Genomic DNA, 13,873 nt, shown 5'->3' with positions numbered 1-13,873 from the left:
GTTCACTGGTGCGGGCCTCGCGGCTCCGGTTGTACCCCTCTCTTTCCTCGTCGGCGCCCTATACGCCTTGCTGCCCGTCCTGGTGGCCGCTCCCCCTTGGATGCGCCTGAAGCGCGACGGCCAGGAGATGCACGGCATTACAGTTGGGCAAGCCTTTGCGGTAATTATGGTGCCGTATATCCTGTTCACGTGCATAAGCCTTGAAGCGATGGTGCTCGCCGGCATCCTTATTGGCACGGTGACGGGTGCGCTCGGCGGCGGCGCGGTAAGCCAATGGCTTATTCACCGTCAACCCGCGGGCATACCGGTGTAAAGGCCTTCGGAACAATTCTTCTCAGGTGTGGCTCGGGAACAAAAGGAACGGAGAGCTCATGAAAGTTGCTGACCTGAAGTCGGGTCTCGTCAGTTTCGGTGGGGCATTCCTAGCCTCGCTCTGCTGCCTGCTCCCCCTCACGGTGGTCCTCCTGGGTCTCGGGAGCGGCGCGTTCATGGCGACGACTATGCAGTACCGGCCCTTCTTTCTACCTCTCGGAATCCTGGGCGTTGGATTGGGATACTACCTGTATTTCCGGGAAAAGCGCCGGTGCGAGACCCTTGGCTGTCGGATGGCCGGCTCCAGGCTCAACCTGACCCTGCTCATCGCGGCATTAATGATACTGTTTATCGAAGTGGTGTTTGTCGTGTTTCCTGATGCACTCTGGTCGTTAATGATGGGGGGATAAATGGATCGCCGCGCAGCCCTCAGGGCCCTCTTCGCTTTACCGTTCGTCCTCGTATTGGCTATGGGATGCGAGGGCCAGGGGAGCAGCGCACCAGGGAGGGCTCAGCTCACATCGGAGAAAGAACCGGCCGGATCGGTTCAGGAGGTGATCCTCCGTATAGAGGGGATGACGTGATTCGCCTGACCGTTATTGGTCAAACGGGCCCTGGAAGGGCTCGACGGCGTCGAAAAGGCGGAGGTCAGCTTTAGCAATGCCCAGGCGATCGTTACGTATGATCCTACCCAGGTGACACTTGATGGCATGGTGACGGCGGTTGAGAAGGCAGGATTTCACGCCATTCCCGTGCAAGGAGGCAAAGAAGAACTATGACGAATGATAAGTTTGTGAAGGTCGGCGGGTGGGGCACGGGAATCACAGGAATCTGCTGTGTGACTCCTATCCTTCCCTGGGTATTTGGTCTCGTAGGGCTTGCCGCGGTCACCGCATACCTGGACTATGTCCTCTTACCCCTCTTGTTTTTATTCGTCGGGATCGCACTCTGGGGCTGGTGGCGGGCTTCCCAGGTGCGAAAGGTGAAGGGATAGTGGAAGGCGAGACGCAACCCTGGCTCTTTCGTGTGAGTTATCTTTTGAGAGATGAATCAATAGTGAAATAGAGACTGATGGGAGGCAGGAATATGCAGCAAAGCGAAAGCCATACGTTTCTTGGGCTCGACCTTACCCCACTCGATAAATACCTCCCGCTCATTCTACGGATTGCCATCGGCTTCCTGTGGATCTGGATGGCCGTGGTGCCAAAGCTCATTCTTCCCCAGAAGGGAACAATGATGACCAAGATGGCCAGCTGGCTGATCCCTCTTACCATCCCTCTGCCGATCCTGACGAAAGCTATAGCAATGTTCGAGCTGGCGCTCGGGGTGCTGCTCATCCTGGGGCTCTTCACCCGCTTTGTTTCGCTCTTAATGATCCTCATGCTGGCGGCCATCTTTATAGGTCTCTGGCCTTACGTTCCCCAGAAGGGGATTACATCAGCCCTTGCACACCTTCTTTTGAAGGACATCCCCTTGGCGGCGGCCACCTTCTACCTCTTCGTGAAGGGGGGCGGACACTACAGCCTGGATGCCCGGCAGGGAAGGGCTTAAGTCATTCCTGAAGAGCAGATGCTTGCGGCGGTGAAGGATCCCAAGGCTGCCGTCATCTACGACGGCGACTGAAGCCTCTGACAGCGCTGGGCCCGGTGGGTCCACCGGCGGGATCGTGGGAGGCGGCTTGATCTGATCCCCTTCCAAGAGCCTGACCTGGAAATACGCTTTCCGGGCATCTCCCGGGAGCGCTGCCATGAGGAGCTTCATCTCGTTGATGAGTGGGGCCAAATTTTAACGGGTGCTGCCGCCGTCCGCGGGACACTTGAGAGGCTCCCCGGCGCCTTCCTGATAAGCTTCCCCTTTCACATTCCGGGTGGCATGTGGCTGGCTCACAGGGCATACCGCTGGGTGTCCCGGAACCGGCGACGGCTCGCAGGGTGGCTGAGGTAGATTGGAGGAGCTTTCGTGTTTCAGGAAGAACTAATTGAAGGAGGAACCTATGACTGGCAAGAGGAGGAATGGTAAGGGCGCATACGACCTGGTTGTTATTGGAACCGGGTCCGCGGCCTCGACGGTGGCGTCACGCTGCCGCAGAGCAGGATGGACCGTAGCGGTTATAGATTCCCGCCCCTTCGGGGGTACGTGTGCCCTACGGGGCTGCGATCCCAAGAAAGTGCTGGTCGCCGCGGCCGAAGCGCTTTACTGGGGGCACCGCTTGACCGGCCGCGGGGTGTACCCTGGCGATGTGCGAATCGACTGGCGCGAGCTCATGGCCTTCAAACGGACGTTTACCGAACCCGTGCCCGAGAACCACGAACAGGGATTTGCCAGAGCTGGGATCGACCCGTTCTACGGGCGGGCGAAGTTCGTCGGCCCCACCTCTGTCCACGTCGGCGAAAATCTCTTGGAGGCCAGGCACGTGGTCATCGCGTCCGGCGCCATGCCGGCCAAGCTTGGAATTCCGGGGGAAGACCACCTCATCACGAGCGAAGACTTCCTTGAGTTGGCTGAGTTGCCGGAACGTATCGTCTTCGTGGGCGCCGGTTACATCTCCATGGAGTTCGCGAATGTTGCTGTCCGCGCCGGAGCCAAGGTCACTGTCCTTCACCGGGGTCCCCGTCCCCTTGAGGGATTCGATCCCGACTTGGCTGAGAAGGTGGCGCAGGCGGCCCGCGCCAGCGGCATCGATCTGAAGTTGGAGACCCAGGTTGAACGTATCGACCAAATTGCCGGTGGCTTCGAGGTAAGGACATCGGCGCCTGCGGGAGCGCAAACCTTCGAGGCTGATCTCGTGGTTCACGGTGCCGGCCGTGTTGCCGAGATAGACGACCTCGACCTGGCGGCGGCCGGCGTGGAGCGGGGTGAGCGTGGAGTACTGGTGAACGAGTACCTGCAGAGCATCTCGAATCCAGCGGTCTACGCCGCGGGAGATGCAGCCGAGACCGCAGGGTTGCCGCTTACACCTGTCGCGGGGCTCGAGGGAAAGGTTGTAGCAGCGAATCTCTTGGACGGAAACAAGGCACAGCCGGATTACAGCGGTACTCCGACCGTGGCGTTCACCTTGCCGCCGATCGCCGCGGTCGGTCTCAGAGAGGACGAGGCACGGAAGCAGACACTTAAGTTTAGGGTCAAATATCAGGATACGTCTACTTGGTATTCTTCCCGGCGCGTGGGCGAGCAATACTCGGCATCCAAGGTGCTGATCGAAGAAGGTACGGGTAGGATCCTCGGTGCGCACCTGCTCGGACCATCCGCTGATGAGCTGATCAACTTCTTTGCGCTTGCCATCCGTCGCGGTCTCACTACTGAGGATCTAAGGGACGGGATTTTCGCGTATCCGACACACGCGTCTGACTTGGCGTATATGGTCTGAGGGATGACGTCAGGCCTCAGGCTGATTGACGCAGGAAGGGGAGAAGAGGCCTCTGATCCTCAGTTTGCTCCCTTTGATTATGTGTCTCGCTTCAGTCTCAGGCAAGGTCCTTACTCCGGCCTAACACAACGTCCTTCATGGTCAAGCACGCCCTCATTAGGTATGGTACCTTCTAAACGTCTAATGTAAAAATCAGGGTTCTTCTGGAACACTTCTGCGCAATACGGACAACCGCAAAAGTGCACATCCTGTCCGGCAATCAACTTGACGGCCCGCTCGAGTGGTTTTTCACCCAAGCAGCTTGGGCATACAATCAAATCATCTATTTTCTGGAGGTATTTCTGGGGATCGATGGTGAACAGGTCGACGCACGCCTGGCAACAGAAACGGTATTCCTCATTGTTATAGCGGTGAGGAAATGCCTTATCTTTGCTGATGCCTAGCCGTACCAGGGAACAGCCACATGTAGGGCAAATAAGTGTTTTCATTTTACACCTCCTTTTTTCTTTGGCGGTTAGAATGGTGTATAGCAAAACGCCCTCCCGGACGGTACTTCGCCCGAGAGAGCGTTCCGAATGGTTGGTGTGCCAACGATGGTGCCTGAGGTGGGCTAGGACATATCCCTACCCCGGTTCTAACACTGCCTCTCCTGAAGGAGGCCCAAGTATCCCCCACTGGGCAAGGGGTGTCAAGGGTAGGTTGGATAAAAGGTTTACCACCGGGGCTCTGCTTCGGGCACGCAAGGCTTCGTAGATATGCGGTGACGCTGGGAAGGCGAATATTCGGGAGGTCAAATCAGCGGGTGAGGAGATTAGTCAAGTCCTGCAACTGTTTTCGGAACCGGTCGTCTCTCGCCAGCAGTTCCCGGATCTTGGAACAGGCGTGCATGACCGTTGAGTGGTCTTTCCCCCCAAACTCTGTCCCGATGTCCGGGAGGGAAGCGTTCGTGTGAGTGCGGCAGAGATACATCGCCACTTGCCGAGGCAGGACGATAGACTTGTGCCGGCTCTTCGACAGGAGTTCCTTTTCCTTGAGGCGGTAAAAGTCCCCTACCACCTCCAGAATATGGGGCATAGTGATACTCCTGTCCCCGTCTACGAGCTCCTTCAGGACCTCGCAGGCGAGATCGAGCGTGATTGCCTGGTTGGTCAGGGAGGCGTAGGCGACGATCCGGATCAGGTAGCCCTCTAGCTCCCGGACGTTCGATTTTACGTTCGTGGCGATAAAGAGGGATACCTCATCCGGAATCCGCACCCCCTCTGCCTGGGCCTTTTTCCTCAGGATGGCTGCCTTGGTTTCCAGGTCGGGGGGCTGGATATCGGCAATGAGGCCCCACTCGAACCGGGAGCGGAGTCGTTCTTCCAAACCCGGGATGTCCTTAGGGATGCTGTCGCTCGTCAAGACGATTTGTTTAGAGGAATTGTGGAGGTCGTTAAAGGTATGGAAAAACTCCTCCTGCGTCCTTTCCTTGCCGGCGATGAATTGGATGTCGTCAATGAGAAGGACGTCCACACTCCGGTAGCGATTTCGGAATTCGATCGTGGAATCAAAGCGGATCGCGTTAATCAGGTCGTTAGTGAACTTTTCCGACGAGATGTAGGAGACCCGGATCGCATCATCGCGGTCCAGAACGAGACGGCCGATGGCGTGAAGGAGATGCGTCTTGCCGAGACCGACGCCGCCATAAATGAAGAACGGATTGTACGCCCGCGAGATTTGTTCGGCAACCGCCAGTGATGCAGCATGGGCGAGTTGGTTTCCACTCCCCACGACAAAGTTGTCAAAGGTGTATTTGGAATTCAGGGAGGAGGTCGTAGGGGGGGGCCGGCGGGCAGTCCGTTTGTGTGGAACTTCCGGGGGAGGGGGTGGTGGGGGGAGGTCCTGGTTTGGGATCATGAGATCGATCTCTACGCGGGTAAACAGGAGATCCTCTAAGGCGGACCGGAGGAGTTCAATATAATGTTCTTCAAACCACTCTTTGAAAAAGCGATTGGGAAGAAGGACCTGGAGGCGACTGTCGCCTATACTTCCCAGGGTGAGGGGGCGGAACCAGGTCTCGAAGCTATGGTGAACCAGTTGGTGCTGGATGTTGGAGAGGGCCGCCTGCCAGACTTCCTGGGACAATGGGGGATGTCCGGTCATCTGATCAGTCTCCTCCTACGCCGCTCGAATCTTGCCTATGGTGAAGAGACGTACTGCCGGGCTCACGTTCCATCCGAAGGAGGGAAGCTATCCACATTTTTTCCACAAGGTGGGCAACATTGTAACTTAAACGGTGGCGAGAGGTTTGCGACTTATCCCCAGAAGTGTTCGATTGGAGTGCAGGTGATTGACTTCAGCATCTGTCGAACACGGGGTCTTGTCAGGGTTAAGCGCGCTTCCTTTTAACGAACCTTGGTGTTCGAGTCAAGTGCTTTTTGGAGCGAGAAAAAATGTTTTCTGGAACTCAAATCTGACGAGTAGTTAGCGACGGGGAGCGTAGACTAGAATATCAGTGTCTCTCTGGATGAGCTTCTGGCGCGGCTCGGCGCGCCTCTGAGTGAATGAAGATCGCTCAAACCCGCAGCTGATCGGGGTCCCCAAGGCTTGGACACATGTTCATGCCGTCATATCTCACACCCAGTTTTGTCATGACCGAATGCTGTCTTCAGCAATCGGCTTCGTAGACGATAGATAAACGTTGGTACTAAAAAAAATAGGCTTGTGACTCAGAAAATTGTCCGGGCCAGAGTGCGTGTTGGTGAATTTGATCTAGTCTATCCGAGAAGAGAGGAGTCGCACCGTTTCAGGGTGGCGACGTCCCTCGTCACTTTTGCAGACGGTACCGCTTGATCTTGTCCTGCAGGGTGGAGCGGGAGATTCCCAAGAGCTTTGCCGCCTGAGTGCGGTTCCCCTCGGTGGCCTCCAGCGCTTCGCGGATGTGGTTTTTCTCGAGTGCGGCGAGTGGAAGGAATGGGTCTGTCTCTCTGCGACCCGGTCGGTGGGATGCCTTCTCCTCCGTGGTGTCCCGGACAGGTTTGCCGGTGACTCCCGGAAGATCCGCCGGGAGATTCTCGGGAAGGATCATGTCACTCCGGCAGAGGATCATCGCGCGTTCTGTCACGTTCTTGACTTCGCGCACATTGCCTGGCCAAGGATAAGCCAGGAGGATCTCCTGGGCTTCTTCGGAGAATCCGCGAATGCGTTTCTTCAAGAACGTGTTGAACTCCTGGACGAAGAGTTGAGCGAGCAAGAGCACATCACGACCCCGCTCGCGCAGTGGGGGCATCGCCACAGGCATCACCTTGAGGCGATAGTAGAGATCTTCGCGGAAGCTACCAGTCTCCACCAACTTCTTGAGGTCCTTGTTGGTGGCGGTGATGATGCGCACGTCGACAGAGATATCCCGGATACCCCCGACCCGCCTAAAGGTTCGAGTCTCCAGGACTCGAAGGAGCTTGGGCTGAACTGCCAATGACATATCCCCGATCTCATCAAGGAGGACTGTCCCGCTGTCGGCCACCTCCAGGAGTCCCCGCTTCATCGATTTCGCATCGGTGAACGACCCTCGTTCGTGACCGAAGAGCTCTGAATCCAAGAGATTCTCCGAGAGCCCCGCACAATTGATCTCCACAAAGGCCTTGTCTCGTCGGCTTGACTTCTGATGGATTGCCTTGGCCGCCAGCTCCTTTCCCGTCCCGCTTTCTCCCGTGATGAGGAGGGTGGTTGAGGGGTTCTGGGCGACAAGATCCACCAATCCGTTGAGGGCCACAATGGAGGGATGCTCACCGGGAATCGCCGGTTCTTTGTCTGTCGCCCGTCTTCGGAAATGTTGGCTATAATACGAGCGAATCCGGTCCTTCCGGAGCCTGTCCACCGCCTTCGACACCCTGAGTTCCATCGCTGCGAGGTTTCCTTCCGCGGGCTCTTTGATCAAAAAGTCTTCCGCTCCACCCTTCACAGCCTCCACGGCCTTTTCGTAGGTGCCGTGAGCGGTGAGCACAATCACCGCGGTATCAGGCTGGCTCGTCTTGATGCGGTTCAGGGTGCTCAGGCCGTCCAGATCTGGGAGCTTGAGGTCCAGGAGGACCACATCGGGGTCCTCCTCCCGAACGATTTGGATCCCTTGCGAGGCAGTGGACGCTTCCAGGACCCGGTACCCCCTGCGCTCAAAATGGTGGCGCAGAACCTGCCGGATTAAGGTTTCGTCATCGATAATGGCCAGTGTCGGCTTCATATGTGTGCACCACTACCCGATCAATCTCAACTGAGCATGGCGCGTCTTCTTGACAAGAACCTGTTCCCCCAAAACTCCATTGTGGATGGTCATCGGTTACCTGTCAACGTGTTTGAGAGGGAGTCGCACGGTGAAGGTCGTCCCTTGGCTCGGCTGACTCTCCGCCGTAATGCTTCCTCCGTGATCTTCGACAATCCGCCGGCAGATCGGGAGTCCCAAGCCCGTTCCCCGGGGCTTGGTGGTGAAAAAGAGGTCAAAGATGCGGCCCTGGTCCTCAGCGGGGATGCCGGATCCCGTGTCGCTGATAAACATCTCTACCTGCTCACCCGTTTTCCCCTTTCGGTGAAGCCGCGTCCCCACGGTGATGGTTCCTCCGGGCGGGGTCGCCTCGAGGGCATTCTTGAGCAGATTCAAAATGACCTGTTTCAGCTTATCTTGATCCGCGAAGACAGCCGGCAGATGGGGATCGTAGGTCTTTTGCAGGTGGATGGAACGCTCGCGGACTTCGCCGACGTACAGGTGGCAAGTTGCATCCAGGAGTTGGTGAAAGTCGGTGGTTTGTCGTTCCAGCCGGGATGGTCCTCCGAAGAGGAGAAGATCGCTGACCAAAGCATTGAGGCGCTGGGTTTCCGAGAACATCGCCTCGACCAGGTTGCGATGGGCTGGGGTGAAATCCACCTCTCGCTTGAGGATCTCGGCCCCAGAGGTGATGCCGAAGAGGGGGTTCCGGATCTCATGAGCCACGCCAGCCACCACTTGTCCGATGGCCGCGAAACGGTCTTTGCGGCGCAGTTCCGCTTGGAGCTGCTTGATCTCACTCAGGTCCCGGAAGACCACGATTACCCCCTCGCGGTTGTCCTGAGCGTCGGTGAGATACGAGTTGTTGAAACCAAGGGGGATGGTGCTGCCGTCCGGCAAGATGAGTTCCAACTCGCGCTGGCTGGACTCGCCCCGGACCTCTAACAGCTCGCCGGCGTCGGAGAAGAGGTCAGTCAGCTTGCGACCCAGCAATTCCTCCGCTTGACATCGTAGGGCAAGGGCTCCCTGCGGATTGATCAAGGTGATCGCTCCGCCCTGATCGGTTACCATCAGTCCGCTCGCCAAGTGAGTAATGATGCCCTCGGTGAGGCGCTCGCTCCGGAGGAGTTCTTCCGTGCGGGCCTCCATGCGCCGGCCCAGATCCTTCGCCAGCTCGTTCGCCGTTCGGTGGAGGCGGGTGAGATCAGTCACTTTTTCCTGCAGGGTCTGGACGATCGTGGCATTCTCGACCAGGAGCCGGTGGCGCTCCTCGGCCCGCTGGACCGCTGCTACGAGCGAATCCGGTTTAAACGGTTTCGGGATGTAGTCATAGGCGCCGTGTTTTAGGGACCCGATGGCACTTTGCAGGGATGCGTAGGCGGTGATGATGACCACAGGAGCAAAAGGGGCCACCTGGGAAAAATGGGTCAGCGCGTCGATTCCGTTCATCCCGGGAAGCATGACATCCAGGAGGATAACCGATGGGGGATCGGACTCGGCTAGGGCAAGGCCCTCCGGAGCGTCTGAGGCCAGCAGGACTTGGAAGTCTGCCTGGGAAAGGATGTCTCCACAGAGCTCCCGCATGAAGCGTTCGTCATCCACCACGAGGACGGTTCGTTTTGGTGTCTCTGGATAGGCCATCGCCGATGGTCCTCATGACCCCTCTCGTTCTAATTACGCTATCAGGAAGTGCATGATTTTTCAATGAGAATGTGCCCTTTCCGCGCGTCGGATCGACATTGACAGGGCTCTGGCAAGCTCCTATGATTGCCGTGAGGAGGGGACAGGTTGTGCGAGAACCGGTTTTCGCGGCCGTTCGAAAGGCCATCGCGACTTACAGGCTCATTCAGCCAGGGGAAGGGGTGGTGGTTGCGGTTTCAGGCGGGGTCGACTCCATCGTGTTGCTCCACTGCCTCCTGCGTCTGCGCGCCGAATTTTCTCTCACCCTTCACGTTGCACATTTCGATCATTGCCTGCGAGAGAGTTCCCGGAGGGATGCGCTCTTTGTACAAGAAGTGGCGGCCTCGTGGGATTTGCCTGCCACCACGAAATCCTGGGTACGGGAGGCGCGGCGTGGCGGATCGCTTCAGGCGGAAGCCCGGCGGGCGCGATACCACTTTCTGGAGGACATGGCGTCCCAGGTGGGAGCGACAAAGATTGCCATGGGACACCACCAGGACGATCAGGCAGAGACGGTCCTCCTTCATCTGCTCAGGGGCTCGGGGCTTCGGGGACTGCGAGGGATCCTGCCCGTCAAAGCGGGGCTCCTGATTCGACCGCTGCTTGCCGTAGGCCGAGAGGACATCGAGGCATATGCCAAGGCGCACCGGCTCTCCTTCGTAGAAGATCCCACGAACAGAGACCTCCGTTACCACCGGAACCGGATCCGCCAGCACCTCCTTCCATTGCTCCAGAAGGAATATAATCCGGCTATTACCAGAACGTTAGCCCGGATGGCGGCCTTGGTTGCAGAGGACGAGGGATATCTTGAAAAAGTCGCTCGTGAGGTCTCCGGTCCCCTGGTGGACTCTCAGGAGAGCGCGGCGTGGATGGAACTCAGCGCCCTTCGGCGTCTGGCCCCCGCCATTCGTCGCCGGATTATCGAGCGGGCGATTCGGGACCTCACCCCTGATGCGTACATTACTTCTGCCCACCTGGAGGCAGTGGAAAAGCTGATGGGCCCCGGGGGGGGGTCGGCGGTGACTCTTCCTCAGAATCAGTGGGCTTGGAGGTCTGGGGGCCTTCTCTACGTCGGGAGGCGGGAACGGAAAGAACAGTCTATATTGCATCAGGAATTGCGGGTACCGGGTGAGCTCATCCATGCCGACTGGGGAATCAAGATAGAGGCTACGATCCTGCCTCGATCGATGGCAGACCCCTCGGAAACCACTCCAGATCGAGCATTTATCGACTGGAAGCAGGTCCTGCCTCCGCTGGTGGTGAGGAGTTGGAGACCGGGGGATCGCTTCCGCCCCTGGAGGCTCAAGGGGAGTAAGAAGCTGCAAGATCTCTTCGTCGATGCGAAGATCCCTCGGGAGGAACGACAAAAGATCCCCGTCGTCACGGATCAGCAAGGGATCCTGTGGGTTCCCGGATTTCGGATCGATGAGCGCGCGGGAATTGGAGACACGACCGAAGAGGTCCTCGTCCTCGCTGTCCACCGAGGGGCAGGTCCCGCCGCCCCCTGATCCGCTCCATTTGGTATTGGCAACTTTCCCCTAATGTGCTATTTTTAAGATGGAGTTGTATCGGTACGGCACTCAGGAGTACTTGACCTCGAGGAGGCTATGCAGTTAAGTCCTTTCATGAAAAATTTGGCGCTCTGGCTCGTCATTGGCCTGAGCATGATCCTCCTCTTTAACATTTTCAATCAGGGTCAGCAGGTCAAGAAGGAGCTGATATTTAGCGAGTTTATTGAGTATGTCGACAAAGGGGAGGTCACTGAGGTGACCCTAAAGGGGTCAGACATCCAGGGCCAGTTGACTGATGGTACCGTCTTTCGAACCTATGCTCCTGAAGATCCCGAGCTGGTTCCCAACCTGCGGAAGCAGGGTGTGAGGATTGCCGCCAAGCCCACAGAACAAAATCCGTGGTGGAATGTCCTCCTCTCCTGGCTCCCGATGCTCGTGTTCATCGGCGTCTGGATCTTCTTCATGCGCCAGATGCAAGGCGGGGGTACTAAGGCCCTCTCCTTTGGAAAGGCGCGGGCCCGGCTGCTCACGGAAAAACAGAACCGGATAACCTTTACTGATGTCGCGGGCGTGGAAGAAGCCAAGGAAGAACTGCAAGAGATCATCGAATTTCTGAAAGACCCCCAGAAGTATCAGAAGCTGGGTGGCCGGATCCCGAAAGGGGTCTTGCTGATGGGGCCTCCCGGGACGGGGAAGACGCTGCTGGCCCGCGCCATTGCCGGTGAAGCCAGTGTCCCCTTCTTTTCGATCTCGGGCTCTGACTTCGTGGAAATGTTTGTGGGGGTTGGGGCCTCTCGGGTACGCGACCTCTTTGAGCAGGGGAAGAAGCATGCGCCCTGTATTATCTTCATGGATGAGATTGACGCGGTGGGGCGGCACCGGGGTGCAGGGCTCGGGGGCGGCCATGACGAGCGAGAGCAAACCCTAAACGCGCTCTTGGTGGAGATGGATGGCTTTGAGTCGAACGAGGGGGTAATTCTCATCGCGGCGACGAATCGTCCGGACGTGTTGGATCCGGCGCTGCTTCGGCCCGGGCGATTCGACCGACAGGTGATCGTGGGGCGGCCCGATATTCGGGGCCGGGAAGAGATCCTCAAAGTCCATATCAAAAAGATCCCCCTGGACGACGATGTGGACCTGGCGATCCTGGCCCGAGGAACGCCGGGCTTCTCGGGGGCGGACCTGGCCAATCTGGTGAACGAAGCAGCCCTCTTGGCCGCTCGGGAAAATAAGCAATCGGTCGAAATGAAGGACTTTGAAAGTTCCAAAGACAAGGTGCTCATGGGGGTGGAGCGCAAGAGCCTCATCTTGAGCGAGGAAGAGCGGCGGGCCACCGCCTATCACGAGGCCGGGCATGCCCTGGTGGCCAAGCTCATTCCAGGGACCGATCCAATTCACAAGGTGACGATTATCCCCCGGGGCCGGGCCTTAGGAGTTACCACGCAACTCCCCATCGATGAGAAGCATAACTATCATCGGGATTTTCTGATGGACAATATCGCCATCCTCATGGGGGGTCGGGTGGCAGAGGAGTTGGTGTTTTCCTGGATTAGCACGGGGGCAGGGAACGACCTGGAACGGGCCACCGAATTGGCCCGGAAAATGGTGTGTGAGTGGGGAATGAGCGACAAGATGGGGCCCCTCACCTTTGGGAAGAAGGAGGAGATGATCTTTCTGGGGAGAGAGATTGCCCAGCATCAGGACTACAGTGAGGAGACCGCCCAGGAGATCGATAGGGAAGTCCGTCGCTTTGTGACGGAGGCATACGAACGGGCCAAGGAGCTGGTCAAATCCCGGATGGAGGCACTCCACGGCGTGGCTACTGCCCTGTTAGAGCGGGAGGTGTTGGAGGGGCCGGAGATCGATGGCATCGTCGACGCGGCACCCGCCTAAGGCCGTAGAGCTTCCGAGCAATCGGCTGCCCCCGCTTCGGTGCCGGCGATTCTGCCTTGACCTGACGGCCCGGACACAGATCATGGGGGTCCTCAATGTGACCCCCAATTCTTTTTCCGACGGGGGATTATATCTCGAGCCCGGTCGGGCGGTCGAGCACGCTCATCGGTTAGTCGAAGAGGGGGCGGATCTTATCGATGTGGGTGGAGAGTCGACTCGACCGGGTTCTGAGCCGGTCTCGGCAGAAGAGGAGCTTCGTCGGATCCTTCCGCTCCTGCGGCGCCTTGTCGAAAAGCTTCCTGTTCCCATCTCTGTAGACACGTATAAGGCCGACGTTGCGGCCGTGGTGTTGGCCGAGGGAGTAGACCTCATCAATGATATGAGCGGCCTCAGCTTTGATCCGCGGATGGCATCGGTCGTCGCAGAGGTTCGTGCCGGTCTGGTGTTGTCCCACATTCGGGGAAGTCCCCGAACCATGCAGGCGGATCCGAAGTACACCGACGTGCTTGGGGAAGTTCGGGAGCATCTCCGGGAACGAATTCTCCTGGCCGAGGCACACGGCGTACATCCTGAGGCCATTGCGGTCGATCCCGGCATTGGCTTTGGGAAGCGGGTAGAGCATAACCTTCTGCTGCTGAAACGTCTTCCGGAACTTCAGGTTCTGGGAAAACCGGTCTTGATCGGGCCGTCGCGGAAGGCGTTCATTGGAAAGATCTTGGATCTTCCCGTGGAGGAGCGATTGGAGGGGACCGCAGCCACGGTCGCCGTCGCCATCTGGCAGGGGGCGCATATCCTTCGGGTCCACGATGTGCAAGCCATGGTCCGGGTGGCCCGGATGACTGATGCCATTCGAAAGGGATCGGAAAAAATATAAGG

General features: G+C 58.0%; 13 protein-coding genes. 9 read left to right on the top strand and 4 right to left on the bottom strand.

Annotated features, from left to right (window positions below):
- The 6 genes from O6929_03655 to O6929_03630 form a co-directional block, all read left to right on the top strand.
- Positions 1-313, top strand: a 313-nt coding sequence (locus O6929_03655) for a hypothetical protein (GenBank protein MCZ6479491.1), incomplete at its 5' end; no start/stop codon positions are given.
- Positions 314-371: 58 nt separating this feature from the next.
- A complete protein-coding gene (locus O6929_03650; GenBank protein ID MCZ6479490.1) occupies positions 372-722 on the top strand; it encodes a hypothetical protein in 351 nt (116 codons plus the stop codon).
- Between the two features lie 189 nt (positions 723-911).
- Positions 912-1,091, top strand: a complete 180-nt coding sequence (locus O6929_03645; GenBank protein ID MCZ6479489.1) for a heavy metal-associated domain-containing protein — start codon at positions 912-914, stop codon at positions 1,089-1,091.
- Positions 1,088-1,306: a mercury resistance system transport protein MerF gene (gene merF, locus O6929_03640; GenBank protein MCZ6479488.1), complete on the top strand. Its 219-nt coding sequence runs from the start codon at positions 1,088-1,090 to the stop codon at positions 1,304-1,306. Before O6929_03645 ends, merF begins: the two co-directional genes overlap by 4 nt.
- A gap of 92 nt (positions 1,307-1,398) precedes the next feature.
- Positions 1,399-1,863: a DoxX family protein gene (locus O6929_03635; GenBank protein MCZ6479487.1), complete on the top strand. Its 465-nt coding sequence runs from the start codon at positions 1,399-1,401 to the stop codon at positions 1,861-1,863.
- 442 nt (positions 1,864-2,305) lie between these two features.
- The gene (locus O6929_03630) at positions 2,306-3,679 is read left to right on the top strand and encodes an NAD(P)/FAD-dependent oxidoreductase (GenBank protein MCZ6479486.1); all 1,374 of its coding nucleotides are present in this window, start codon (positions 2,306-2,308) and stop codon (positions 3,677-3,679) included.
- A gap of 110 nt (positions 3,680-3,789) precedes the next feature.
- On the opposite strand, the gene O6929_03625 is transcribed toward O6929_03630, so the two are convergent.
- From O6929_03625 to O6929_03610, 4 genes are all read right to left on the bottom strand, one after another.
- Positions 3,790-4,167, bottom strand: a complete 378-nt coding sequence (locus O6929_03625) for a hypothetical protein (GenBank protein MCZ6479485.1) — start codon at positions 4,165-4,167, stop codon at positions 3,790-3,792.
- A 307-nt stretch (positions 4,168-4,474) separates the two neighbouring features.
- Positions 4,475-5,821, bottom strand: coding sequence for a chromosomal replication initiator protein DnaA (gene dnaA / locus O6929_03620; protein MCZ6479484.1), 1,347 nt, complete (start codon positions 5,819-5,821; stop codon positions 4,475-4,477).
- A gap of 664 nt (positions 5,822-6,485) precedes the next feature.
- Complete coding sequence (locus O6929_03615; GenBank protein ID MCZ6479483.1) at positions 6,486-7,895, bottom strand: sigma-54 dependent transcriptional regulator; 1,410 nt, start codon at positions 7,893-7,895, stop codon at positions 6,486-6,488.
- Between the two features lie 96 nt (positions 7,896-7,991).
- The gene (locus O6929_03610) at positions 7,992-9,554 is read right to left on the bottom strand and encodes an ATP-binding protein (protein ID MCZ6479482.1); all 1,563 of its coding nucleotides are present in this window, start codon (positions 9,552-9,554) and stop codon (positions 7,992-7,994) included.
- A 149-nt stretch (positions 9,555-9,703) separates the two neighbouring features.
- Between O6929_03610 and tilS the strand changes: the two genes are divergently transcribed.
- The 3 genes from tilS to folP all read left to right on the top strand — a co-directional run bounded on the left by tilS (position 9,704) and on the right by folP (position 13,871).
- Positions 9,704-11,101 carry a tRNA lysidine(34) synthetase TilS gene (tilS, locus tag O6929_03605; protein ID MCZ6479481.1) on the top strand — a complete coding sequence of 466 codons (1,398 nt, stop codon included), beginning with the start codon at positions 9,704-9,706 and terminating at the stop codon, positions 11,099-11,101.
- A gap of 117 nt (positions 11,102-11,218) precedes the next feature.
- Positions 11,219-12,997, top strand: a complete 1,779-nt coding sequence (gene ftsH / locus O6929_03600) for an ATP-dependent zinc metalloprotease FtsH (GenBank protein MCZ6479480.1) — start codon at positions 11,219-11,221, stop codon at positions 12,995-12,997.
- Positions 12,969-13,871: a dihydropteroate synthase gene (gene folP / locus O6929_03595; protein ID MCZ6479479.1), complete on the top strand. Its 903-nt coding sequence runs from the start codon at positions 12,969-12,971 to the stop codon at positions 13,869-13,871. The genes ftsH and folP overlap by 29 nt, the downstream gene beginning before the upstream one ends.
- Positions 13,872-13,873: the final 2 nt, after the last annotated feature.

The organism is Candidatus Methylomirabilota bacterium, from assembly GCA_027293415.1.
GTDB lineage: Bacteria > Methylomirabilota > Methylomirabilia > Methylomirabilales > CSP1-5 > CSP1-5.
The sequence above is the reverse complement of the archived record's forward strand: the minus strand, read 5'-3'. Positions and strand labels throughout refer to the sequence as shown.